The sequence below is a fragment of the Halobacillus karajensis genome, from assembly GCF_900108515.1.
GTDB classification, from domain to species: domain Bacteria; phylum Bacillota; class Bacilli; order Bacillales; family Halobacillaceae; genus Halobacillus; species Halobacillus karajensis.
In genome coordinates, this window is sequence record NZ_FNWW01000004.1 from 194743 (window position 1) to 219533 (window position 24791).

Consider the following 24791-nt stretch of genomic DNA (forward strand, 5'->3'; position numbering starts at 1 on the left):
ACAGTTCTCTGAGCCAATTCTAGGGTATTCGAATTCTAGTTATACTATCATACTGATGTATCGTTTTCATCATCTGTTTCCATAAATGCTCGATGATTTTCAAGCTTTTTACGGTAAACTACCTTGGACAGAATGATGCTGACTTCATACAAAATAATCAGCGGTACCGCGACGACTAACTGTAGAATAAAGTCAGGTGGAGATATAATCGTACCAATAATAATTAATATGAAATATGCATATTTCCTTACTTTCACTAAAAATACAGGATTTACAATACCTAGACTTGTTAAAAACATAATAATGATTGGTATTTCAAACAGTACAGCAAATGGAATGGTTACTCTGAACAAGAACCTGAAATACCGTTCTACTGTATAAATTTCATTAAACATCCCATTATTTAAGGATAATAAAAACGGGAGGATTAATTGAACAAAAACCACATATCCAAAGGTTAGCCCTCCAAGGAATAATAAAAATATGGCAGGGATGTAGGAAAGGGACACACGTCGTTCTTTCGGTGTTAACGCTGGTTTAATAAAAAGCCACAGCTGTAAAGATAAAATGGGAAGAGTCCCAATAATAGCGACGAGACTGGCTATGGTGAAAATAATCCATATAATTTCCCCTGGACTGGTCATATTCAGTTCGAATGGTAAGTCTTTAATAAAAAAAGCTTGAATTTGCTCAACATAAAGGAATCCTGCAATGAAAAAAGCGATAAAAAAGACAAGTGTCAATATTACCCGCTTACGTAATTCACTTAAATGATCCGTCACATTCATCTCTATATCCTGAGTCATTTTTTGTTCTGACACTCTTCATTCACCTCCAGGCTTGTATGAGCCTGACAAAAAGAAGATGTAAGGAGAATACCCTTACACCTTCTCTATTCATTTTATTCTTTAGTTTTTTTCTCTTTTTTACTGCTTTCATCATCGGACATAATGTCGCCGGTAGCTTTCTTGAATTCTTTCAAAGAACTTCCAAAAGCTTTACCGATCTCCGGCAGTTTGGACGGGCCGAATACGACAAGTGCGATGATTAAAATCAGAATGAGACCTGGTACACCGATACTTGATAACATGGTCTATCACTCCACTAGTTATGTCTTAAGATTCACTCTTATGTCCATTTGGTTTCTTAGGTTCTGTTGTGTCATTCGTAAGATCGCGAGCAGAGTTTTTAAACTCTTTTAATGTTTCTCCTGCAGCCTTTCCGATTTCAGGTAATTTTTTCGGGCCGAAAATGACTAACGCGATGGTCAAAATCAAAATCAACCCTGGTATTCCGATACTTGACAGCATGTCCATTCACCGCCTTCAATGCGTACTTCACCTATATTTTACAAGAATATAGCAAGAAAAGAAACATTCTCAAGAAATATTTCTCTCTCCAACCATCGTTTCTATCTTACCATGGTCCATGTTTTAAAGTCTTTACTTATTCCAGCTTTCAAGCAAATCTTTTGCTTTAGCGTATTCTTCTGGTGTATTCATATTGAAAAAATGCCGTGCAAGCTTACCAGCTTCAACCCCTGGGAAAGTATGAACTTTTTTAACCTTCACCTTGTCGAAAAGACCAATGACCTTCCTCCCACCATTCGAAAGGTAAGTTTCTAGTTGGGGGAATATCCTTCTATGATAAACCCCTGACAAAGGATGGAGCCTGTATCCATGTACAGGAATAACGACATCATCCGAATGATTCACTTCACTCATTAGTTTGCGGTATACGTCCTCCATAATAAACGGGGTATCACAAGGAGCCAAAACAAACCATGATTCCGAGCGGGCTTTCATGACCGCATGCACCCCCGAAAGAGGCCCTGCATTTTTAAACCTATCTGGAATCGTGAGAAAACGAGGATGGTCGCAATAATTCTGATTGACTACAATTGTATCTGTCAGTTGAGCAAGTGTAGACGTTATTAATTCCACAGGGGTTAAGGCCCCCAAAGAAAGCGCAGATTTATCAGACCCCATTCTTGTGGACCCGCCACCATTAAGAAAGACCCCGCAGACCTTTCCTTCCATCATGATTGATGCTTCCGTTCATAAGTTCTGAAATAATAGTCATAAGGATTTCTATCATCCTTCAGACCCTTTGTTTCGGACAGAAGGGCCCATTCCGATGTATCAAAGTCCGGAAAATACGTATCCCCTTCAAAACTAGCATCAATGAAAGTTAAATACATACGGTCTGCATAAGGAAGCATTTTTTCAAAAAGGACACTGCCGCCAATGACAAACCATTCTTTCTCAGGATTTTCTTTTTCCAACTCTAAAATTTGATCAATAGAATGAATAACTGTACATCCTTTACGGTCATAGTTTTTATTACTTGTAATGACAATATGGGTCCTTTCTGGTAGAGGTTTCCCAAATGACTCGAACGTTTTCCTTCCCATTATAATTGTTTTTCCCCATGTCTTGTCCTTAAAGAATTTAAAGTCATTCGGGATATGCCACGGAAGATCATTATCTTTTCCGATCAATTGATTCTTATCCATTGCGAAAATAAATGAAATCATTTAGACCACCTCTCAACAAAAAATTAAACGGCTACAGGAGCTTTAATACTCGGATGAGGATCGTAACCTTCTACTTTTAAATCTTCCATTTCAATATCGAAAATACTTTCCTTTTCTTTATTCATTAAAAGGGTAGGTAATTTTTTGGGTGCTCGTGTTAACTGCTCTCTAATTTGATTAAGGTGATTACTATAAATATGGGCATCACCTAGCGTATGAATAAACTCCCCTGCTTCAAGCCCACATTCATGGGCAATTAAATGGGTAAGTAATGCATAACTTGCAATATTAAATGGTACCCCCAGAAAGATATCCCCGCTTCTCTGGTAAAGCTGACACGAAAGTTTTCCATCCGCTACATAAAACTGGAACAGTGTATGGCACGGCGGTAAAGCCATATTGGAGGGTACATCTTCCGGATTCCAAGCAGTAACAATGTGTCTTCTAGAATCAGGATTCTTTTTTATGTTTTCGATCACATTTTGAAGCTGGTCAATTGTCCCGCCTCTGCTAGTCTTCCACTCTCTCCATTGTTTTCCATATACAGACCCCAAATCTCCAAACCTTTGAGCAAATTCATCGTCGCTAAGAATCTTCCCCTTGAAAATATCCATTTGTTCAACATAGCGCTTTTTGAATTCTTCATCCTTTTGACTGCGGCGGCCAAAGTCCGTCATATCCGGGCCCTCATAATCTTCACTCTCTACCCAATTTTGAAAAGCCCATTCGTTCCAGATATTGTTGTTGTTCTCCAATAGATAACGAATATTTGTATCGCCTTTGATGAACCACAGCAATTCGCTTGCAATCAATTTAAACGGGACACGTTTAGTTGTGATTAAAGGGAAACCAATTTGAAGATCAAAGCGCATTTGATGTCCAAAAACGGAAAAAGTCCCCGTCCCTGTACGGTCCCCTTTTGAGTTTCCTTCATTAAGAACGTGTTCACAAAGATTCAAATACGCCTGTTCATTTACTGCCATATCTATTCCCCTTTTCTGTATCATTGCTCACGGTGAAATTCTTCTAAAAAGTGGAGCATGAATTGATGACGCTTTTCAGCTTCTATTCTTCCATTTTCTGTATTCATCTGTTTTTTCAGTCTTAATAGCTTTTCATGAAAATGATCGATAGACCCCAAGCCATCTTCATTATAAATCGGCTGGTTGTTAGCTCCTCCGAAGGCAAAAGCCCTGGCGATCCCTACGGCTCCTATGGCATCCAAACGATCTGCATCCTGTACGATTGCCCCAATCCTTGAACTTGGTAAAGAACCTTTAGAGAAGGATACGGTTGCAATAGCATCGTGTATGATATCCTTCTCTTTTGTTGAGAAGCCGAGTTTAAAAAGCCATTGATTTCTTTCTTCTATTACCTTTGCGGGATCCCTAAACAATTTATAATCCCCTACATCATGAAGCCATGCAGCAACTTCACAAAGAAAAGGATCCTCCCCTTCGTCTAAGGCCAAACGCCTGGCCCACTTAGCTACACGCTTCATATGAACAGCATCATGCCCGCTTGCGTCCTCATGAAATAATTGGTTGATGTATTGAGTGATTTGCTGCAGTACAGCCATCTGATCCATATTTTCCCCCTAGAAATTAAAAAGATCCATTTGTCTTGGGTTAAGATCTTCATATTTTAGATTCAGCATGTCCATCATCTGCTTCGCATTATCTGCGGCGTCTCCACCTGAATTATTATTAAATAACAGTGTGACGTCAGGGGTGATCTCTTCCAGTTTTAAGGCTTGTTCTTTCCACTCAAGCAGTTCTTCTTCATTATAGCGATATAAGAAACGAACTTTCCTCCAATCTTTTCGCCCATTTTTGTTCCAACCATGAACATTGCGGCCATGAAAACGGACGAGCGTTTTATCCGGATGTGTTGGAACCAAAACACGCGGAACGGAACCTTCCCCTGCCTGTGGTTCATCACATATGCTGTGAATCCATTGCTGATCCTTCATAAAGGAAAGGGTCTGTTGATAATAATTCTGTTCAAACCATGTTCTATTCCTGAACTCCAATGCAATCGGGTACCGTTCTAACCACTCCCTAATATAACGCAATTTCCGAATGTTTTCTCTTCGAACATCGAACCATGGGGGGAATTGAAAGAGCAGGGCGTTGATCTGTCCCTTTTCCCATACGGGTTGAATGGATTCTTCATACCGCTTTATCAAGTCACGTGCTTCCTGAACCGAACGTGACTGCCTATCATGGCCAGTAAGCTGTTGAAAGGCTTTAATGACAAAAGAAAAAGAATCCGGTGTTTCTTTCAACCATTTTTCGTACCTTTCTGGTGGTTGTATTGCGTAGAAAGCCGTGTCGACTTCAACAACTGGAAAATGTGAAGCATAAGACGACAATTTTTCTTCCGATTTCGTTCGATCAGAATAAAGGGTTGGATGGTCCCCCCACCCCGTGAGACCAATACGAATCGTCATGTTGGACCCTCCTTCATTAGATCTAATCTTGTTGACTTGCAGGACCATTTGTATCTTCTATGTACTTGGGTTATTGTAGCAAACCTTAGCTAATTCGTATATGGATTAAAACAATCCTTGAATGCCTCCATCTTGATTGACATCCATATTTAAAGCAGCCGGCTCCTTAGGTAATCCGGGCATTGTCATAACATTCCCCGTTAAGGCCACTAGAAAACCTGCTCCAGCCGAAAGGTAAATATCTCTTACCGTCACAATAAACCCTTCAGGGCGGCCGAGTTTCTTCGGATCATCAGATAGAGAGTACTGGGTTTTGGCCATGCAAATAGGTAGATGACCATAGCCTAATTCATTCATTTGCGTGATCTGCTTTCTTGCTTTAGACGAAAACTCTACACCCTCCGCGCCATAAACATTTTTCGCCACACGCTCAACCTTTTTTTCAATTGAATCCGACAGTTGATACAGGTATTTCATTGGTGCCTCTTTCTCTTCACAGGTCCGGATGACCTTTTCCGCTAAATCTATACCGCCTTGGCCCCCCTGGGCAAATACATTCGTAAGGGAAACATCTATTCCCCTTTGTTCACACCATTCTTTAAGGTAGGAAATCTCTTGGTTTGTATCTGTCGGAAATTGATTAATCGCAACAATAAAAGGAAGTCCAAACTGTTCGATTGTTTCCACATGCTTTTCCAAGTTACCCATTCCATTTTTTAATGCTTCAAGGTTTCCTTTTTTCAATTGATCTTTTTCCATGCCACCATGCATTTTTAACGCCCGAATCGTAGCCACTATAACTACAGCATCCGGTTCAAGATCACCAGCACGTGTTTTAATATTGAGAAATTTCTCTGCTCCCAGATCAGCTCCAAATCCCGCCTCTGTCACAACAAAATCTCCAAGCTTTGAGGCAAGGTCTGTTGCAATGACACTATTACAACCATGAGCGATGTTAGCAAATGGTCCTCCATGAATAATTGCCGGGGTATTTTCCAAAGTTTGGACAAGGTTTGGTTTTATTGCATCCTTTAGTAAAAGCGTAAGAGCGCCTTCCATTCCCAACTGCTTTACGGTGACCGGTTCTTTCTTATAGGTAAAACCGATGACGATTTCGGATAATCTCTTTTTCATATCCATCAAGTCTTTAGAGAGGCAAAGGATGGCCATGATTTCAGAAGCAACAGATATATTGAAACCATCTTCTCTTGGCACCCCTTTAACTGGCCCTCCTAAGCCAACAACCACTTCTCTTAAAGCCCTGTCATTTATATCCAGAACACGTTTCCACTCAATTCTTCGAGGATCTATATTCAGCTCATTTCCTTGATGGATATGGTTATCGATAAAAGCAGAGAGTGCATTATTTGCCGTTGTTATAGCATGGATATCACCCGTGAAGTGAAGGTTGATTTCCTGCATGGGGACCACTTGTGAATATCCTCCACCTGCTGCACCTCCCTTAATCCCCATCGTAGGTCCAAGAGAGGGTTCCCTTAAGGCAATTATTGCTCTTTGGCCAAGCTGGTTAAATGCTTGACCAAGCCCAACTGTCACCGTAGATTTTCCTTCACCCGCAGGAGTAGGATTGATGGATGTCGTTAATATAATTTTCCCTCTTTTATTTGTAGAAACTTTATCTAAAAGTTGATCCGAAAGCTTGGCTTTATAATGTCCATATGGTTCCCAATCTTGTTCAGAAAGGTTTAGCTGCTCAGCAATTTGTTTAATCGGCTTCATCGTTGCTTCCAAGGCGATTTCTATATCAGATTTCATCGACGATCTTCCTTTCCCTTATGTATCTTTTCCCATTGTAACCCACTCTTCCTTTGAGACATAGTAAGGCACATAAAAGAAACGCTTACATTCGATTAAAATTTAATATAATCTGAATGTTGACGCTCCTTTTTGCATACGATATATTTGAATTAAGCAAATATCATGGTCGGAAACATAAATGACAGGTAGTTCCTCATAGAAGTGCTTCGGAATTTATTGTTCCGATTCTTCTATGAGTTTTTTTTCGATCTGCTATTTGTAATTTCCACGTTTTACGTGCAAGATTTAGGAGGAAACAGAACATGCAAAATGGTACAGTGAAATGGTTCAATGCAGAAAAAGGTTACGGTTTCATTCAAGTCGAGGGTGGAAACGATGTGTTCGTACACTTCTCTGCTATCCAGGAAGAAGGTTTTAAGTCTCTTGAAGAAGGTCAAGCCGTTACTTTTGAAATCGTAGAAGGCGACCGCGGCCCACAAGCTGCGAACGTTGTGAAAGAATAAAATGCATGCTCAAAAGCAACCTCCTCGGAGGTTGCTTTTTCTTTACCTCCTCTCCTTATCCAGAAACCTCAGTTTCTCGATATTTTGTAATACGAACTCGCGATGGAAGCTATTCGTTTTTCGCGGGGAGGTTGGCAAACCGTAATAAATGTTCGATTAAGGTCGGCACGTCATTGCAACATTGAACGAGCCCAAATCATGTCGTGCTGTAAAGCGATCCATCCCCCGCGCCCCGATCCACTAAATAATAACCTTGGAATGGAGTCTTCCAACTAATTGCCATATTATGAATAAACCTGGGATTTTCTTGCTATTCTGCTCATTCCATCGTATAATAAACCGCTGTTGGTTGTTTTTACCCGCGGTTCGTAAACTCCCGCGATATCAAAACTAAGGAGGAAATAACGATGAGTAATGAGATACTTTGGATATTATTTGCCATTATTAATTTCGGGTTATTATTAGGTGTTTACCGAATGTTTGGTAAACCAGGTTTATTTGTATGGATTGGGATGTCTACGGTTATAGCCAATATTCAAGTTGTAAAAACGATCGAAATGTTCGGTCTGAATGCAACCCTCGGAAATATTGTATATGGGACAGCATTTCTCGCTACTGATATTTTAAATGAAAAGTATGGAACAAAAGAGGCCAGAAAAGCAGTTTGGATGGGTTTTTCTACGTTGGTTATTTTAACAATCATCATGCAATCTGCTCTCCTTTTTAACCCTGGTGAAAATGATATCGCTCAGCCAGCTTTAGAAACATTGTTTGGGCTTGTTCCTAGAATCGCTATTGGGAGTATGGTCGCCTATATAGTCAGTCAATATTTTGATGTTTGGCTTTATGCAAAACTGAAACACTTATTTTCATCTGACCGGTCCCTCTGGATCAGGAACAATGGGAGCACTATGGTTAGTCAGCTGCTAGATACAAGTATTTTCTGCTTCATTGCTTTTATTGGTGTATATCCTTTTGAGGTTTGGCTTGAGATTTTTATAACGACGTATGTCATTAAGTTTATTGTAGCTGCAATGGATACGCCTTTCTTTTATATTGCTAAAAAAATGCCTCATTCTAACTAGGGGGTCATAACATGATAGAAGTTTATACAGATGCTGCATGTAGTGGTGATCCGGGACCGAGTGCTGCTGGAATCATTATAAAAAAGAAGCAAATGATGAAGGAATATCAATTTTACCTTGGCTCATGGACAAACCATGAAGCGGAGTTTCTTGCGATGATACGAGCCCTGGAACTCTGCCAGAAAATATATCCAAATGAAATTATATCGATCCGCTCTGACTCACAAATTGCAGTGGATACAATGGATAAGCGCTACACAAAGAATGAAAAATTCCTTCCATTGTATCAGCAAATTTTGGAGCTTGAAGAGAATTTCTCACTTGTCTTTTATAAGTGGATTCCCGATAAACAAAATAAAAATGCTGATCGTTTGGCACGGCAATGTCTTCAGCATAAACAAAACCCAGATCATTTATAGATCTGGGTTTTTATCTACTTGTAGTCTTTGCGATAGATAACTGTTCCTCAATAGACTCATATGCCATCCGCTTGTTGGTGATATCGGTTTTAGCAATATGTTCAAGGATGCTGATGAAGAAGCTTGGATCGAATGTCTGTTGGACTTTAAGTGTCATTTTGACCGCTACAATAGTCTTCCATTCGGGTGCATTAGCAGAATTTTTTCCAAAATAAATAAATTGGACATCCTCATCACTCAATTTAAAGCCTTTACTCCAAAGATCTTCAAGAAAGTAAGCTAGTGTGTTTCTATACATAAGCCGCTCCTTATTCTCTCATTCATCGTCGATATGTAGATTGCCATCGACACCTGTCCCCTTTTTTCCCTATCATAACAAAAATAAAGCGGTTTTTCCTTTTTTTAAAATTTTTCGTTATTTCTTTTTTATCAAAATACTCTCTCTTCACGAAAAGAACTTCCTTAACGGAAGTCCTTTAAAGCTTACTATTGAATGTAAAACGATCAGATATAAGAGGTGTAGGTTTATCTAATCGAAATGGTTTGTTCATATGATTTTTCAGGCTTGGACTGAGATCGAACTTGCTTCATTTTCCATAGATCTAAAACCGACTTTGCTGGCAAACTGCCTACTTTGGCTAACATATACACCATCAGACTGCTATAAACGGCTACAACCAGGAATATGATGATAAACATGATCGCACCTAACCCTTCCAATTGATAATGATTTTCATTTCTATTTAGGATTATAGCAAATGAAGAAAGGAAGTGCAACGTTTTTAGAATATTCAGGCCCTGTCCTCAAGCGCTTTTTCTTCTACTGGAATCCTTATGGTGAGTAGGAGTAAATGTAAAAATGGAAATACAAGAGCTGTTAAATAAGCATGAAATAAAACAGGGATTACCATCATTTCAAAGAAAACAATGACATAATTAGGGTGTTTGATATAACGATATATCCCTTTTCGAATGGGTTTCTCTTCAGGCATTACAAGGATCCTAGTATTCCACCTTTTCCCCAGTGTTTTAATACAAGCCATTCTTAGTACTTGCAAGGTAAGAAAGATCGCGAGAGCCGGGTAAAATAGCGGTTGCTGTTGGAAGGATGTCCAAACAAACTCAATGATGATAGCCATAAAAAAGGCGGTATGCAAAAGAATGAAAAGAAAGTAATGACCTTGCCCCCATTCCCTCGCTCCTCTTTTCAACATCCATTTACGGTTTCGACTTGCAAGCACAAGTTCACCCAGTCTTTGAAAAATGATGAAAGAAAAAATCATCCATAAGAAAATTTCCATTTCACATCCACTCCAAGCTGATAATTTCTGAACTAAAACCTGGGCCTAAGGAAGTCATCATTGATTTTGTACCTTTACCTGGTTGGTTACTTAACACTTCATGTAGGACAAAGTGGACCGTTGGGGAAGACATATTCCCATGACAAGCTAAGACTTTTCTCGGAATATCCAGAACCTTTTCTCCTAAATTAAATACTTCCTGATAAGCCTCCAATACTTTACGACCTCCAGGATGCGCAATAATAAAAGGGAGCTCTTGAATAGCCCATCCGTTCCTTTTAATCACCTCATCTGCATGCATACTCCAAAATTGTCTTACTAGCTTTGGAATGCTTTTATTAAAAATCACTTCAAAACCTGTATCCACAATTCTCCATCCCATGACATCTGTGCTATTTTGTTTTGTCTTTGAGCTTGCGTTCAGAATGTTAGCTAATGATCTTTTAGATCTTTTCAACCACTTCGATTTATCACCTACGACTAGAACAGCTGAAGCTCCATCACCAAACAAGGCCGTGCCTACAAAGTTGCTCACCCGAGAATCCTCAGGTTGAAAGGTCAGACTGCAAAGCTCCACACAAACGACAAGCACACTCTGGGATGGATGACCGATCAGCCACTCATAAGCTCTAGCTAACCCGCTTGTTCCTCCCGCACAACCAAGACCAAAAAGAGGCGAGCGTTTCGTATCATCTCGGAAGCCGAGTTCATTCATTATATAGGTGTCAAGTGTTGGGGTTGAAATCCCTGTCGAAGAAACAAAAATAATATGATCTACATCATAAGGAGGAACCTCTTCAGACAAATGATTACCGGATAAGCAGGATTGAATAGCTTCTATGGAATACTTCAATGCTTTATGGTGATACAATGTATTTCTTTCTTCCAAACCGCGCGGTTCTTTAAACCATGACAAAGGGGCGGCAAACTGACGCTCTTCAATATTTGCATGTTCAAATATGGGTAAGAGTCTTTTTTTCTCATTTTCTTTCAGAGGAAATAAGTCATAAACAAGTTTCTGAACATCCGTTTGCAGACAAGGATATTCAGCACATTGAATACCGGACGATAGTATGTATGGCATGGTCATCCTCCTTTTTCTTACTATGCGCCGAAAAAGGAGGAATTATGAATCCATCAGAATGTAACGAAAATTATTGAAGCCCTTGGCTTTATAGGAGATTAAAGTGCAGATTCCACTTGAGGGAGAGGTGGCAGGAGATCTGGGAAATATGATCACTGGGAACAGTATTGGTTGATCACACGTATCGATGGAAGAAGAGAAATGTTTCAAACAACAAAAAAGGAGTAACTATTCCCTAGTATGGAAAAATACATCAACTTTCTCTTCTTCTCATAATCAAAAGAAACATTTAACTCCATCCATTGCGATCAGCGATTTTTATAAAATCCGGCGCTTTACTAAGCCAAACAAACCTATGGCCTCTATAGCATTATAAAAAACTTAAAACCCATAAATGGTCATCCCCCCATCCACAAATAGGGTCTGTCCTGTCATATAATTCCCTGCTTCGGATGCTAAAAAGATGGCTGCGCCAGTTAATTCTTCAAGTTTACCAATCCTGTTTAATGGTGTACGATCAAGGATTGCTTGTACATATTCTTCATCTTCCAGAAGTTTTTCGGTAAGAGACGTTGGGAAATACCACGGTCCAATAGCGTTTACGTTTATATTGTGTTTCCCCCATTCTAATGCAAGGTTTTTTGTCATTTGAATCAAGGCACTCTTAGTCATTGCATATACGACTCCTGTTCGTAAAGCTGTGTGGCCGCCAACTGATGAAATATTAATGATTTTCCCCTGTTCTTCCCTTTTCATGACTGTACCGGCATATTGAGAAAGAAAAAATGCACTTCTCATGTTTGTAGTTATAATTTGATCCCATTCCTCCTCGGTAACATTCTCTGCCTTACTCCTAATATTCAAACCTGCGTTATTCACCCAAATATCGATCGGCCGGCCATCACGTAACCGTTCTACTTCACGTTTAATGGCTTCATAACCCGTAATGTCATGACAAAGGAGGTAAGCTTTAGAGCCTATTTCCTCCACTTCTTTTTTTGTATTTTCAAGGTCTTCATAATTTCTCGCAATGACAATAACATCGGCCCCTGATTCCGCAAAAGCGAGAGTGATCGCTTTTCCAATTCCTTTCGTCCCACCTGTAACAACAGCAAGTTTCCTATCTAATCGAAAGTTAGGTACATACATACGAGCTCCTCCAATAACAATATTGAATTTTCAGTATAGTATAACATTTTTGCAAATTATTTACAGGATTAAAGGAGTGACATAAAATGAATAAGCCTAAATGAAAAGAAGGGAGTTGTCTGTATGAAAAAATGGTTGTACGTATTAGGGATATCCGGCTCACTCATCTTAACAGGATGTAACGGGAATGCAGAAGACACAAACGCGGAGACAGAAAATCAAGCGGAAGAAAAAACGGAAGAGGTAAATGAGCAACAAGTTAAAAAGGAAATACTTAAAGCGCAAATGGAGCTAACAAACACATTCAAACCTTACCAAGAAAAAATTACAGCCTATCAAGCTGCTGTGTCAGCAGAAGAGCCTGATTCAGAAACCATTCAGTCCACAGGGAAAGAGGCTAAAACTGCCGCAAGCGAAGCAGCCTCAAAAGTAGAAGATTTCACTATTGAAGCAGATCTTCCTGAGGATGTGAACACTGCATTTAACGATTCACTTCCATCTCTTCAAGCGTATTATGAGCACGTTGAGTCAGCACTAAACGAGAATTTAGAAGAAGCAGACTTCACATCAGCAGAAGAGAAATTCACAGAATTCAATAATCAATTCAATGAAATTATTGAAAAGGCAGGGTTCCCTGCTGCTCCGGATTTAATGGAGGAAATGTCATAAATCTCACTTCAATAAAACCGATAAACCATCACAGATTCTATGATTTCTTAATAAAGAAAGCCCACTGGTTTTTCCAGATGGGCTTTCTTTATTAGAAGTGGTAAATTTGCTTATATTTTCTTGTTAAATATTCAATTAGAAATTCGGGATTAAGTTCTTCCCCTGTTACATCTTTTAATATTTCTAAAGGCTTTTTCATTTTGCCGTACTGATGCACATTCTCAGTCAACCACTCTTTGATCTTATTAAAATTCCCTTCTTCAATGCATTGACTGACATCTATTTCTTCCTGCATTTTAGCATGAAATTGGGAGGCATACATATATCCTAGCGCATACGATGGAAAATATCCAAAATCACCACCAGACCAGTGAATGTCCTGTAACACTCCATCTGAATCCTTGTCTGGACGAACGCCAAGGTAATCTTCCATCTTTTGATTCCAAAGGACAGGTAGATCTTTCACTTCAACCTCCCCGTCAATTAGTGATTTTTCCAACTCGTATCTGACCATAATATGGAGACAATAAGTCAATTCATCTGCTTCAATTCTTATTAAAGAAGGCTTCACTTCATTAACTGCAGGATAAAACTTTTCAAGTGGGAGGGTTTGAAAGTTCTCAGGTGCATAGGATTTAAACAATTCATAATGATTTTTCCAAAAACCTTCACTTCGAGCGACGAAGTTCTCCCAAAACAAAGATTGGGATTCATGAATCCCCATGCTCGTTCCATCTGCAAGCGGAGTCAAGGCAAGTTTTGGATCGATGTTTTGTTCATAAAGGGCGTGACCTCCCTCATGTATGGTACCAAATACCGCCGTACGGAAGTCTGTTTCATCATACTTTGTTGTCACACGGACATCCTTAATGTTCAGGCCAATTGCAAAAGGGTGAATCGTTTCATCGAGTCGGCCTGCTTCAAAATCATAACCCATTCGTTTTAAAATGACTTCACTGAACTTAGCCTGGTTTTCCTTAGGAAAGTGTCCCTCCAATACACTCGGATCAGGTTTAAAAGAGGATGTTTTAATCTTTATCAACAGTTGTGTTAAGGCTTCTCTTACTTTTGGGAATACTTCATCAAGCACCTTGACTGTTACCCCTGGTTCATAATTATTTAATAGGGCATCGTATCTGTGATCTTCGTACCCCCAATAATCAGCAAACCTGCGATTATATTCAACTAGCTCTTCTAAATAAGGCCGGAACTGCTCAAAATCATTATTCTCTTTTGCTTCCGCCCAAACCGACTCTGCCTTGGTTTGAAGGGTAACATAGGCGCGGTACTCTTCAGTAGGAATTTTAGCGTTTTTGTCATAAGTCTCCTCGGCTTCTTCAACGGCCCTTTTCACGACAGGGTCCTGAACGTTCCCTTTCAGTTCCTCAATGCATTGCCGCATTTCCTTTGAAGTCTGGATGTCGTGTACCTTTTGCGATAGGACGCCGAGAACTTCTGAACGCCCTTCTGCACTTTTTCTTGGAGCTTTTGTTCGCATATCCCATGCCATTAATCCGATCGCTTCCACATAAGCGGCTTGTTGCTTCATTAGTTCCATAAACTTTTGCTCTGTAGCCATACTCACATTTCATCTCTCCCTCTCTCATCACCAGAATCACTCTATACGACCTTAAAATCCAAATCCTTTTCCATTTTTAGATATCGATTTGGGACGTCTTCCAAAGTACTGGTAGTAATCTGTTTTGATGAAGCCATTGAAGAGCTTACGTTTTTTGGTGGCAGGCTTTCCGTAAAGTTTTTCAAACCCTTCATGAGAAGTAAGAATGTACACACTCCAAGATGGATGATCACGCATAATCGTCCCTAAATCATGATACATTTGTTCCACTTCTTCCCGCTCCCCCATACGCTCTCCATAAGGAGGATTAGACACAAGGTATCCATTTTCCTGCTTGGGTTTAAAATCACTCATCTGCATTTGTTTCCATGTGATTAAATCCCCAAGTCCAGCTTCCATTGCATTTTTTTGGGCAATTTCAATTAACGTAGGGTCTAGATCCGATCCGATTATTTGTAAGGGCTGATCATAATTGGCAGCATCTTCCGCCTCCTGGAATGCGTCATCCCAAACCTTGGGTGGAATAAACCCCCATTCCTCAGATGCAAATTCTCTGTTAAAACCAGGGGCAATATTTTGTCCAATTAAAGCAGCCTCAATGGCAATTGTCCCTGATCCACAAAATGGATCTACAAAAGGCTGATCTGGTGTCCAATTCGTAATTTGGACAAGAGCTGCAGCTAAGGTTTCCTTAAGGGGGGCCTCCCCTTGTCCCACTCTGTAGCCTCTTTTATGCAACCCACTGCCTGAAGTATCAATAGTAAGTAAAGCCTCATCTTTATGAAGAGCGACTTCCACCCGATAAAAAGATCCCGTTTCCTTCAACCATGTAGTAATCCCATGTTTTACTTTGAGCTTTTCTACAATGGCTTTTTTTACAATAGACTGACAATCCGGGACACTGTATAGCTTAGATTTCACTGATTTTCCGACAACCGGAAACTCCCCATCCTCTTCTATAAAGGCTTCCCACGGCAATTCCTTTGTCCTTTCAAATAATTCATCGAATGTTGTAGCTTTGAACCTTCCTACAAGCAATTTAACTCGATCTGCTGTTCTAAGCCAAAGGTTTGCACGTGGAATGGCAGAAACATCCGCTTCAAAAATTACTCTTCCGTTTTCGATCGTTACATTCTCATAGCCAAGAGCTTTGACCTCGTTCCCAACTATGGATTCAAGCCCCATAGCTGCTGTAGCGATCAATGTCACTTTTTTAGGCATATTTAAGACCTCCTGATATGTAATGGATGTTATTGGTTTTATTAAATGAAATGGTTTATTATTTTCTTAGGATTTTCCGAATGCATAAAATAAAAACCCTCCTAAAAAGCATACGGCTTTTCAGAAGGGTGTAACCTGTATCAATAGCGACCTTTGAATACTCTGTAAGCCATGTTCTGTGCCATTGTACTGCAAACGGTGGTCAACCTCGTACTCCGGTGGCAATCATCTATCTGCCGCTAAACGGCCTCTTCTCTGGTTGAATTCCCATTGAAAAGTGCCCCTACCTATATTTGGGTTGCTCGCTCGTGGGGTTTACCTCGTTCCACCCGAAGTATTTCTACTCCGGCTCCGTCACTGTGGCACTTTCAAGGTAGTCATCCCTTATCCAAAGACTTAGGGATTTTCCCTGCCGTAAGTTCTGATGAACTCCCTTGACTTATGGTTTCGTCAAGCACGAACACTACAAACATCTCAGTTTGTGCGAGCATGGACTTTCCTCTGCGTAGTATAACTGCGCAGCGATTACCCGAGTATTCAAATGAATTTTATCTTATGTCCTTTACGCCTCGAAAAGACGTGCTAAATGATTATAACAAACATTTAATCGCTTGTCACATGGAAAAAAACGGAATTTAGTCAGCGTATTTGTTACCGAACACCGCTTTTTCCAAATTGGAAACACGCTTTAAGATGTCATAATTAACTTGATGGTTATTCGTAGATGGCTGTCTTTGTCTTTGGGATGTTTCACGGGAAGACATTTTTTTCAATCGGTCATTTTCTTGTTGTAAACGTTCGATTTCCTGTTGAAAGCGGTCATAATCCTGAATAATCAAATCCAAATATTCATCTACTTCTTCCTGGTTATACCCTCGCATAGACGTTTTAAAGTCTTTCTCAAGTATATCCTTTCCGCTTAAATGATACTCTTCTACGTTCATTTTTTTCACCTCTGTTTCACACATTATACTCATTTTTTCAGATGGGAACGGAAATGTCAATTTCATTTCTTGAATATTTATTGACTCCAGTATTCAGGATCAGCCATTCGTAGCTCTTCTACTGTTTCATCTAAGTCGAATGGAGTTATATAATGAACTTTATAGTCTGATTTTTCCTGAGCATTTTTAGCTATTCTCAAAAAATATTGTGGACTTCCTTCCGTATCTTCGTCAAATAGTACGAGGCATCCATCTGAATGATTAATGAGAAACTGGTCTTTGGCTCGGAATTGATAAGGACCATCATAACCTTTTTTATAAATGGTTTGATAAAAATCCGCCAACATTGTTAGTTCTTCATATACCTGCTTTACATCTTCAGGCCATCGCTCTTCCTGGTTTTCAAATGGGGGGAGAACCCCTAATTGAATTTCATACTCCTCTTTCAAATCAAGAACAACTTCTGCTGCCCATAGTTCGACTCCCATTTGCCCGGAAACTAGAACCCATTCCAATCCTTCTTCTATGTAAGAAAGAAGTCTTCTTCTTATGGTCTCTTTAATAAAATGAACTTTAGGGTCGTTATGTTTAAATATACCCATTTCTATTGGTTTGTACCCTGTAACCACAATTGTCTTCAACGGCTTCCCCCCTTTATTATTGTATATTTTAATATGTTTCGTGGAGAAATGAAAATAAGCCACTGTTTCGTGGCTTATCATCATCAACTATCTGAATCGGATCCCATCATTGGCATTTGCCCTTGACCCATCATTGGCATTTGGCCCTGACCCATCATCGGCATTTGGCCCTGACCCATCATCGGCATTTGGCCCTGACCCATCATCGGCATTTGCCCTTGACCCATCATCGGCATTTGCCCTTGACCCATCATCGGCATTTGCCCTTGACCCATCATCGGCATTTGCCCTTGACCCATCATCGGCATTTGGCCATTACCTGCCATATCCTCTTCATTCATCATTGGCATCTGGCCTTGTTCCATTGGCTGACCCATATCTTGAGGATTCATATAATCCATCCAGTTATAATCTGGAGATGACCCTTGAGGGTAAGCGAAATCTTGTGTCTGGTAATTGTTTTGTTCAGAAACCATGTACGGGAAGTAATGATTGTTATTTAAAAGGTGGTTATTACGGACGAGAATGTGTGTAGGATGAATATAATCTTGGTTTTCAGAAAAATAATTATCCACTACACAATTTTGCACTGGACAAACAACCGGTCGACGATTCCCAGCTGGTGACATAGGTCCGCAGCCGCAAGAGTCATGCATAGATTGTTGATGCATTATGCTTTCACTCCTTGTTCTTGTTATTCCTTATCAGCGTATGTCACAAAGCCTATGAATGTACTAGGCGAAATCATCATATCCCTGACTTTCTTGTTTTTTGAAAATATATAAAAGGATCTGCAGTAAGGCAAGTGCCTTCCCTTAAAGGGATCCCATCTCTTCATAGAGAAATGATTCTCTTCCTTTCATTGCCCTGTTTATTTTATAAAAGCTTGATATTCGTTCGGGTAGAGACTTTAAATGACCAACAAAAAAAGATGAGGTATCATCCTTTCAGCTTGTAGAGAAACCCCGTGTTTTTCTACAAGCTTTTTTCTTGCCTCCAGGAGCAACAGACCATTCCCTTTCCGCGGACGAACGCCCGTTTTTCGCAGGAATGTCATGGTCTGTACTCCTTCGCTCTAGCTTATAGCCAAAAAAGACTCTCCTCCATCTAACTTCCCCTACCTAAATGGAGGGCAATCTTTTTCATGTTTTGACAGACGGCGTCATCTGTGCCTGTTCCTTCACTTTCTCTTTTCTCATGCGATAAATCCACTTGCCTTCATTGGAAAGTCGGTTCAAACCAACCTGCTCTTTATCCTCCTCCCATACATGGCGTGTAATAGTTTTCTGGTGATTTTGATTTTGCGTGCACTGAGTAAAAAGAGGACATGTCTCACACTGCTGCGGATCTGATTTATAATGGCGATATCCGTCACGGTCTGTTGTGCCATACCTTAGCTCTTCTCCTTGCAGACAGACATAGACATCATGTTCCACTTCATACTTATATTTCCATTTAGCTAGAAACCCTTTCCTTGTCTGGTACGACGGTGGGCAATCACACCAAAGATGTTTCTTTGGGCAAGTCCATGGCAGAGGGGTGAAATAAAACCAGAGGGTCTAACGCTGGACGACCATTATCTTCCGATATGTATGGATCAATCTTACGAAATAAGTGGTCTTCAGGCACAAGCTCTTCAATAGTCACCATTTCCAGCTCATTTTGTCGATCTTACCTTGATTGAAACAAATCATCACTGCCTAAAAGGATTTCCATCTTTAGGGTAACAAATAACAAAACGTAAATTGAGACCAAAACAAAAAAATAAGGCTGCCGAGAACTTTCTCGACAGCCTTAAAGGATGATACCTCATCCTTTTTTAAATCTTTATTTAACTTCTTCTTCTGGTAAATCAGAGGAAACAAATGAAAACGGAAGAATTTCTTCCATCGTAAAAGTTTTTGTATCACCATGAAGGTTGGTGGTGTATATCTCGACATCTGAATCAAAGAACTCACTCATCACTTGGCGACACGAACCACATGGTGGAACAGGCCTTTTTGTATCAGCAACCACAGCTAAATTTTTAAATTTGTAGTGCCCATCGGCTATGGCTTTAAAAATAGCTACTCTTTCTGCACAGCATGTGACTGGATAAGCTGCATTCTCAATGTTACAGCCTGTATAAAGATCGCCATTTTCTGTTAAAAGGGCTGCACCTACTGGGAACTTAGAATAAGGTGTGTATGCTTTATCCCTGATTTGCTTTGCTTCATTGATTAATTGTTTCATTTCCATAAGCATTCCTCCCTATTGATGGGATAGCAATTATATATGAAACCTTTTAAAATGTAAAGCGGTTTCATTAAGTGATTCAGCACATTAAAAAAACATATAATTGACACATCTGTCAAAAAAGAGGTTATATTTCAAGGAAGAATAAAGATATCATAAGGAGGAGAAGAATGAGAACGATACTGAACTTCAGGAAAATTGTTTGGGTATTCATAGGTTTATTAATTTTCACTGGTATACTTACGTATTTACAACTTCCTAAGAGAGATATACCTGAAATCAATGTGAATGTAGCTTCCATATCAACTGTTTACCCGGGTGCTACTCCTCAGGAAGTGGAACGTACAATCATTACCCCCATGGAAGAAGAATTATTGAAAACAGACGGGATTGAAAAGATCACTTCCGCTTCAGCTACTGGATTCGGTACAGTTACGGTTACACTTGAAGAGAGGAAAAGTGAAAAAACGAAGGCGCAAATTCAACAGAAGGTTTCAGAAGTATCAAGATTATTTCCAGAAGAAGTAAAAAATCCCGATATTCATACAGATATGACGTCATCGGCAGTAGCTTCTTACCACATAACCAGTGATAACCGAGAAGATTTATATCAGTTAAGGGACCAATTAAACCATTGGGAAAAGGTATTAACAGATCTACCAGGGGTAGACTCACTTTTAATCAAAGGCCTTCCTGAACAAAGAATTTCAATCCGTCTAGATCAACCACAATTAAATAATTACCACCTTTCCCCTTTTTCCATCATAAATACTTTGAGAGATGAGATTACCCCCTCCCCCATAGGAACCGAGAAAAAAGAGGGCACTTTACGGCAATTGATTTTCAATAAATACTCAGACATTGAGGATATGGAAAATTTGGTGATTGGGGAAACTTCAAATGGAGAACGTCTCTCCCTGAAAGATATAGGCTCCACCCAGGTCGTAAATCAAAATGCTGATGATCTGATTTATTATAAAGGCCAACCGGCCCTTTCGGTGACCGTTCTCGCTAAAGAAGGAGTAAACATTCGACCTCTTCAAGACCAATTGTCGGATCATATCAATCGTTTGGAAAAGGATCTGCCAGCAGCAATTACTGTTGATCGCTTCTATACACAAAGCACAGTCATAGATGAAGTATTTACAAATTTAATTACATCTTTTGGAGTCTCATTTATAGCGGTCATCTTCATTATGTTTCTTGGTTTACCACTATCTTCAGCAGTACTTGTCGCACTATCCATCCCTATTTCCATTATCATTGGATTAATTCCTTTACCTTATGTGGGTGTAGATTTAAATCAAATTTCTATGATAGGCATGATTATTGCCATAGGAATTCTTGTCGATGATGCTATTGTAGTAAATGATCATATACAACGTAGATTTCAACTTGGAGATGGACCATTCGAAGGTACTATAAAAGGGGTGCGGGAAGTATGGAAATCAATCATCACGTCCACGCTTATGATTATATTCAGTTTTCTCCCTTTATCCTTCTTGTCAGGATCAAATGGTGACTTTATCCGAGCACTGCCCACGGTATTAATACTTACCCTTATCGCATCCACCATTATCGCTTTATTATTTATCCCAACCGTTCAATACACAAGAAAAAAAAGACAATCAAAGGAGTCTCCTATAAAATCCGGTCTTTTTGGGAAAGGATTTGACCGTTTAGAAAACGTTTATGCTGATCGTTTATTACCTTTTACTACACGTAAACCCTTGGTTACTGCTCTTGCTGGAATACTTACCTGTACCCTATTAGCTTTATTAATCACCCGCATCCCATTTGAGTTTTTTCCTGCTGCTGACCGGCCTGAAGTGACTATCTCTATCGAAAATCCTCAAGGGACAGCCATTCAAGATACAGAAAAAAAACTGAAAGATATTGCGGAATACTTGGAAAAAAACGATAAAACGATAACAGAGACAGCTATTTATGCTGGAGCCGGAATCCCAAACTTATTTAATTCAGGGCTGGAGCGTTCAGGCGAAAATACTGGGCAAGTAGTTATACGCGTAGACAGAGATCAAACAAGTGCTGAGGAATTCATTAAAAAATGGAAAAAACCTTTAAGAAATAAATTTCCGGAAAGTGACATATTCCTAGAAACTATTGTGTCCGGCCCCCCTCCATCTCCACCAGTGGAAATTCAAGTTCAAGGGTCGGATCTAGATATTCTCGTTTCTGAAGCGGAAAATGCAAGGGATTTAATCAGTCATTTAAACAGTACGGAGATGGCTACAATAAATGCTAAAAAGCAGCCATTTACTGAATACTCGCCTGAGCGAAATATCCTTGATGAAAACAATATTACAATTGAGCAAGTTACCTCTCAACTTCAACTGGCTAATACGGGTGTTCCATTGGGAACATTTGATAACGGGATAAACAGAATACCAATGGAAGTTTTAGTTGACGACGGACTGGATGAAGGTATTGCACTAGACCAGTTGACCATTATTAGTCAAAATAGCAGGGAGAAGGAAGGACCACCTAATATTTTATCTATGGATGAAATGATTACAACAACCCCTGCAGAAAGAATCGGAGTCATTCCACACTTAAATGGAAAAAGAACCATTACAGTCGAAGGTTACCCAGCCGAAGGAATGGAGCAAACATTCTCCACACAATCTGCTGAAGTGATAAAAAAAATTAAAGATCAATTACCAAAAGGCTATTCCTTAGTTGAAAGTGGAGAATCTGATGCACAATCCGATTTTTTCGTAGAAATTACTAAACTGTTTGTAATTGTGCTATTCCTTATTTACCTGACCATAGCCATCCACTTCAATTCATTACTCATGCCACTTCTCATCACTTTTACGGTATTTCTAGCTGTAACGGGAGCTATTGTTGGACTCTTCATCTCAGGGCAGCCTTTAAGTTTTCTTGCTGTGTTAGGGATCGTTTCTCTATCTGGTATTGTAGTCAGGAACTCAGTGATTCTCATCGAATTTATTGAAAACAATCATAAATTCTATAGAGATAGGGTTGAAGCTGTTGTGGAAGCAGGAAGAGCAAGAATACGCCCGATAATCCTAACATCACTCACTTCAATAGCCGCGTTGACCCCAATCATTTTTACAGACGATGTATTATTCAAACCACTCGCGATATCTATTATATCGGGCTTATTGTTCTCGACGGTTCTGACTCTTCTGCTCGTACCATCCTTTTACTTGATTATCTCTAAAAAGAAGGAACCAAAAGAGTATTAGCCGCCTGCCTGTTGTTTCGTAAAAAATAAGTAGTCATTTCTTCAAAAACCTAAAAAATTCCCAAAAAGTGAACGAACCACCTAAAAGATATAGGTGGTTCGTTTTTCCAGGAAATGGACTTATAAATCTGACGGACTACTCTAAATCATTTAAGATCATATCCAGCACATAATGAACGGATTGATACAATTCCTTGAACCGTTTCCGATGAACATCTAGATAATAACTATGAAGAATGAGCATTTCTATATTTTCATGTGTTGATTTCACCTGGTTCGGATGGACGTTCGTTTTTCTATCCTTAACGAAAGCTTCCGCTTCCCCAAGCCATGTATTGTTCAATTCGAACAATGGAGACGTTTCTTCTTTTACTTTATTAAAAAATTCGTAACTCTTTTTATCCACGGGACCTTCCGTAGTTAAAAAACAATGATGGCAGCGGTCAATTACCCGCTTTAATTCTTTTGTATTTTCTTTTAATCCCATTGTTCCCACACCTTTCATGAATATCTTACCATGAGGAAACAATGATCATCAAAATCAGACGACAGAACGCCGCTTGGCCTGCTGAGCAACCTTTCCTAAATACTCATGCCGACGCTCTTTTTTTATTTTTCTTAACTCATCACGAAGTAGAAATACTTCATCTTTTAACTCATCGATCTCTTTCCGGTGGGAGACTGTCATCGTAAAAACAACTTCATCTGCTTTCATTGACAACCTGCGTTCCAGTAAGGAGAACTTTTCCTGCAGGTGTGACAACTGTTCCTCGAATTCATCAGGTGTGACGACACTATTCTTCATCATGCACAACTCCCCCTTTTTTTGGTATAGTACAATTTCTCGTTTAAATGCATAACTCCTTTATGGATGACAAGACTAGAACTAAAGCAACAAAACAAGTCAAAGCAGACTTTAATCTTCGACATAAAAGGAGAATTTTATATGGCTAAGAAGAAAGAAAAGAAAAACAAAAAACCAACCCCGGCGAAAACAGACAACCCTAAATTAGCTGGTGAGAATCGCCCTTCTACGTAAGTCTATAAAAGCTGTTGCTATTGTATATAGCAACAGCTTTTTTTCTAAATATTTTACAAACCATAAGTAAAACACCCTTTTCCTATTTGAAAATACTAGTCAAAAAACAGCTCATTATTACGAAAAGATATGAATGAGTTTTAAACGAATCTGCGAAGGGAAAATGGAGTTGGCAGTAGAAATGCATGTGTCAATTCTGTGAACAAGTGAAACTTTCCTGCTCTCTATACGTCTAATTAAATGGAGCCGTATGTTTTATATCCTTGGAGATGAAATTTTGTTATGATACTCTCATGGCTATAGGGAGGGATGGATAGTGAATTATCCCAATGGGAAGCGCAGTTCAATACAAAATAATGCTCCCAGAGGTAAGAAAAAAACAGATTTCAGCAACCGGGGAATGTCATTGGAAGAAGACATAAATGTTACAAATGAATATTATTTACAGGCAGGAGTTGCTGTTGTTCACAAGAAACCGACACCTGTTCAAATTGTACAAGTAGATTATCCCAAACGAAGCGCAGCCGTTATTAAGGAAGCCTATTTTAAGCAAGCTTCAACAACGGACTTTAATGGAGTTTATCGAGGAAAGTATATTGATTTTGAGGCAAAGGAAACCAAAAACAAAACTTCCTTTCCTTTAAGTAATGTCCACCAGCATCAGGTAGATCACATGAAGTCAGTTCAAGAGCATGGAGGTTTATGTTTCATGATTATAAGATTCACTCCTTTAGATGAAACGTATCTTCTCCCTTCTTCATCAATGATTCTATACTGGGAAGATCAATGGAACGGGGGCAGAAAATCAATTCCTTACCCTTATATTGTGAAAGAAGGAATCCAGATCCCTTTTCATTATCAGGCAAGGGTCAATTACATCACAGCTATAGATAAGCTTTATTTCTGAAATGGAGGAAAGATCA

At 39.4% G+C, this 24791-nt stretch carries 29 protein-coding genes and 1 other RNA gene; 6 read left to right on the forward strand and 24 right to left on the reverse strand.

Features of this window, described 5'->3' with window-relative positions; translation table 11 throughout:
* Positions 1-47: 47 nt before the first annotated feature.
* The 9 genes from tatC to BLW54_RS10160 all read right to left on the reverse strand — a co-directional run bounded on the left by tatC (position 48) and on the right by BLW54_RS10160 (position 6764).
* Positions 48-806, reverse strand: a complete 759-nt coding sequence (tatC, locus tag BLW54_RS10120; RefSeq protein WP_074734653.1) for a twin-arginine translocase subunit TatC — start codon at positions 804-806, stop codon at positions 48-50.
* Between the two features lie 95 nt (positions 807-901).
* Positions 902-1090, reverse strand: coding sequence for a twin-arginine translocase TatA/TatE family subunit (tatA, locus tag BLW54_RS10125; RefSeq protein WP_035505012.1), 189 nt, complete (start codon positions 1088-1090; stop codon positions 902-904).
* A gap of 25 nt (positions 1091-1115) precedes the next feature.
* Positions 1116-1310 (reverse strand): twin-arginine translocase TatA/TatE family subunit, encoded by a 195-nt coding sequence (locus BLW54_RS10130; RefSeq protein ID WP_035505010.1) that lies wholly within the window; start codon positions 1308-1310, stop codon positions 1116-1118.
* A gap of 132 nt (positions 1311-1442) precedes the next feature.
* Positions 1443-2042, reverse strand: coding sequence for a molybdenum cofactor guanylyltransferase (mobA, locus tag BLW54_RS10135; protein ID WP_074734388.1), 600 nt, complete (start codon positions 2040-2042; stop codon positions 1443-1445).
* Complete coding sequence (locus BLW54_RS10140; protein WP_074734390.1) at positions 2039-2536, reverse strand: dihydrofolate reductase; 498 nt, start codon at positions 2534-2536, stop codon at positions 2039-2041. The genes mobA and BLW54_RS10140 overlap by 4 nt, the downstream gene beginning before the upstream one ends.
* A 23-nt stretch (positions 2537-2559) precedes the next feature.
* Entirely contained in the window at positions 2560-3519 is a 960-nt protein-coding gene (locus BLW54_RS10145; RefSeq protein ID WP_035505007.1) for a thymidylate synthase, read from the reverse strand.
* Between the two features lie 20 nt (positions 3520-3539).
* Positions 3540-4124: an HD domain-containing protein gene (locus BLW54_RS10150; protein ID WP_074734392.1), complete on the reverse strand. Its 585-nt coding sequence runs from the start codon at positions 4122-4124 to the stop codon at positions 3540-3542.
* A gap of 9 nt (positions 4125-4133) precedes the next feature.
* On the reverse strand, positions 4134-4988 hold the full coding sequence (locus BLW54_RS10155; protein WP_035505003.1) for a DUF72 domain-containing protein: 855 nt from the start codon (positions 4986-4988) through the stop codon (positions 4134-4136).
* 105 nt (positions 4989-5093) lie between these two features.
* A complete protein-coding gene (locus tag BLW54_RS10160; RefSeq protein ID WP_074734394.1) occupies positions 5094-6764 on the reverse strand; it encodes a formate--tetrahydrofolate ligase in 1671 nt (556 codons plus the stop codon).
* 305 nt (positions 6765-7069) lie between these two features.
* On the opposite strand from BLW54_RS10160, the gene BLW54_RS10165 reads away from it, so the two are divergent.
* The 3 genes from BLW54_RS10165 to BLW54_RS10175 all read left to right on the forward strand — a co-directional run bounded on the left by BLW54_RS10165 (position 7070) and on the right by BLW54_RS10175 (position 8774).
* Positions 7070-7270 carry a cold-shock protein gene (locus BLW54_RS10165; RefSeq protein WP_035504999.1) on the forward strand — a complete coding sequence of 67 codons (201 nt, stop codon included), beginning with the start codon at positions 7070-7072 and terminating at the stop codon, positions 7268-7270.
* Between the two features lie 407 nt (positions 7271-7677).
* Positions 7678-8355 (forward strand): queuosine precursor transporter, encoded by a 678-nt coding sequence (locus BLW54_RS10170; protein ID WP_074734397.1) that lies wholly within the window; start codon positions 7678-7680, stop codon positions 8353-8355.
* An 11-nt stretch (positions 8356-8366) separates the two neighbouring features.
* On the forward strand, positions 8367-8774 hold the full coding sequence (locus BLW54_RS10175; RefSeq protein WP_074734400.1) for a ribonuclease HI family protein: 408 nt from the start codon (positions 8367-8369) through the stop codon (positions 8772-8774).
* Positions 8775-8784: 10 nt separating this feature from the next.
* On the opposite strand, the gene BLW54_RS10180 is transcribed toward BLW54_RS10175, so the two are convergent.
* The 5 genes from BLW54_RS10180 to BLW54_RS10195 form a co-directional block, all read right to left on the reverse strand.
* A complete protein-coding gene (locus BLW54_RS10180) occupies positions 8785-9072 on the reverse strand; it encodes a DUF6123 family protein (RefSeq protein ID WP_035504992.1) in 288 nt (95 codons plus the stop codon).
* 227 nt (positions 9073-9299) lie between these two features.
* Positions 9300-9473 carry a hypothetical protein gene (locus BLW54_RS20720; RefSeq protein ID WP_155996958.1) on the reverse strand — a complete coding sequence of 58 codons (174 nt, stop codon included), beginning with the start codon at positions 9471-9473 and terminating at the stop codon, positions 9300-9302.
* A gap of 92 nt (positions 9474-9565) precedes the next feature.
* The gene (locus tag BLW54_RS10185) at positions 9566-10075 is read right to left on the reverse strand and encodes an isoprenylcysteine carboxyl methyltransferase family protein (RefSeq protein WP_074734403.1); all 510 of its coding nucleotides are present in this window, start codon (positions 10073-10075) and stop codon (positions 9566-9568) included.
* A gap of 1 nt (position 10076) precedes the next feature.
* Entirely contained in the window at positions 10077-11159 is a 1083-nt protein-coding gene (locus BLW54_RS10190; RefSeq protein ID WP_035504989.1) for a type III polyketide synthase, read from the reverse strand.
* Between the two features lie 381 nt (positions 11160-11540).
* Positions 11541-12308 carry an SDR family NAD(P)-dependent oxidoreductase gene (locus tag BLW54_RS10195; protein ID WP_074734406.1) on the reverse strand — a complete coding sequence of 256 codons (768 nt, stop codon included), beginning with the start codon at positions 12306-12308 and terminating at the stop codon, positions 11541-11543.
* 123 nt (positions 12309-12431) lie between these two features.
* On the opposite strand from BLW54_RS10195, the gene BLW54_RS10200 reads away from it, so the two are divergent.
* Positions 12432-12977, forward strand: coding sequence for a hypothetical protein (locus tag BLW54_RS10200; protein ID WP_074734409.1), 546 nt, complete (start codon positions 12432-12434; stop codon positions 12975-12977).
* A gap of 91 nt (positions 12978-13068) precedes the next feature.
* On the opposite strand, the gene BLW54_RS10205 is transcribed toward BLW54_RS10200, so the two are convergent.
* From BLW54_RS10205 to cdd, 8 genes are all read right to left on the reverse strand, one after another.
* Positions 13069-14556 (reverse strand): carboxypeptidase M32, encoded by a 1488-nt coding sequence (locus tag BLW54_RS10205; RefSeq protein WP_035507471.1) that lies wholly within the window; start codon positions 14554-14556, stop codon positions 13069-13071.
* A gap of 51 nt (positions 14557-14607) precedes the next feature.
* Positions 14608-15777: a THUMP domain-containing class I SAM-dependent RNA methyltransferase gene (locus BLW54_RS10210; RefSeq protein ID WP_051744164.1), complete on the reverse strand. Its 1170-nt coding sequence runs from the start codon at positions 15775-15777 to the stop codon at positions 14608-14610.
* Positions 15778-15937: 160 nt separating this feature from the next.
* Positions 15938-16314: RNase P RNA component class B (gene rnpB, locus BLW54_RS10215), an RNA gene on the reverse strand.
* A 98-nt stretch (positions 16315-16412) separates the two neighbouring features.
* Positions 16413-16721 carry a cell division regulator GpsB gene (gpsB, locus tag BLW54_RS10220; protein ID WP_035507468.1) on the reverse strand — a complete coding sequence of 103 codons (309 nt, stop codon included), beginning with the start codon at positions 16719-16721 and terminating at the stop codon, positions 16413-16415.
* A gap of 77 nt (positions 16722-16798) precedes the next feature.
* On the reverse strand, positions 16799-17362 hold the full coding sequence (locus BLW54_RS10225) for an SLOG family protein (protein ID WP_035504983.1): 564 nt from the start codon (positions 17360-17362) through the stop codon (positions 16799-16801).
* 83 nt (positions 17363-17445) lie between these two features.
* On the reverse strand, positions 17446-18033 hold the full coding sequence (locus BLW54_RS10230; protein ID WP_074734411.1) for a CotD family spore coat protein: 588 nt from the start codon (positions 18031-18033) through the stop codon (positions 17446-17448).
* 471 nt (positions 18034-18504) lie between these two features.
* A complete protein-coding gene (locus BLW54_RS10235; protein WP_074734415.1) occupies positions 18505-18798 on the reverse strand; it encodes a transposase in 294 nt (97 codons plus the stop codon).
* Between the two features lie 391 nt (positions 18799-19189).
* On the reverse strand, positions 19190-19600 hold the full coding sequence (gene cdd / locus BLW54_RS10240; protein ID WP_035504980.1) for a cytidine deaminase: 411 nt from the start codon (positions 19598-19600) through the stop codon (positions 19190-19192).
* 167 nt (positions 19601-19767) lie between these two features.
* Here cdd and BLW54_RS10245 point away from each other — a divergent pair, with 167 nt between their 5' ends.
* Positions 19768-22830 carry an efflux RND transporter permease subunit gene (locus BLW54_RS10245; RefSeq protein WP_074734418.1) on the forward strand — a complete coding sequence of 1021 codons (3063 nt, stop codon included), beginning with the start codon at positions 19768-19770 and terminating at the stop codon, positions 22828-22830.
* Between the two features lie 135 nt (positions 22831-22965).
* Here the strand turns inward: BLW54_RS10245 and BLW54_RS10250 are convergent, their stop codons facing one another.
* Together BLW54_RS10250 and BLW54_RS10255 are read right to left on the reverse strand one after the other, a co-directional pair.
* Complete coding sequence (locus BLW54_RS10250; RefSeq protein WP_035504976.1) at positions 22966-23316, reverse strand: YppE family protein; 351 nt, start codon at positions 23314-23316, stop codon at positions 22966-22968.
* A gap of 54 nt (positions 23317-23370) precedes the next feature.
* Complete coding sequence (locus tag BLW54_RS10255) at positions 23371-23637, reverse strand: hypothetical protein (RefSeq protein ID WP_035504973.1); 267 nt, start codon at positions 23635-23637, stop codon at positions 23371-23373.
* Positions 23638-24184: 547 nt separating this feature from the next.
* On the opposite strand from BLW54_RS10255, the gene recU reads away from it, so the two are divergent.
* On the forward strand, positions 24185-24775 hold the full coding sequence (gene recU, locus BLW54_RS10260; RefSeq protein WP_035504972.1) for a Holliday junction resolvase RecU: 591 nt from the start codon (positions 24185-24187) through the stop codon (positions 24773-24775).
* Positions 24776-24791: the final 16 nt, after the last annotated feature.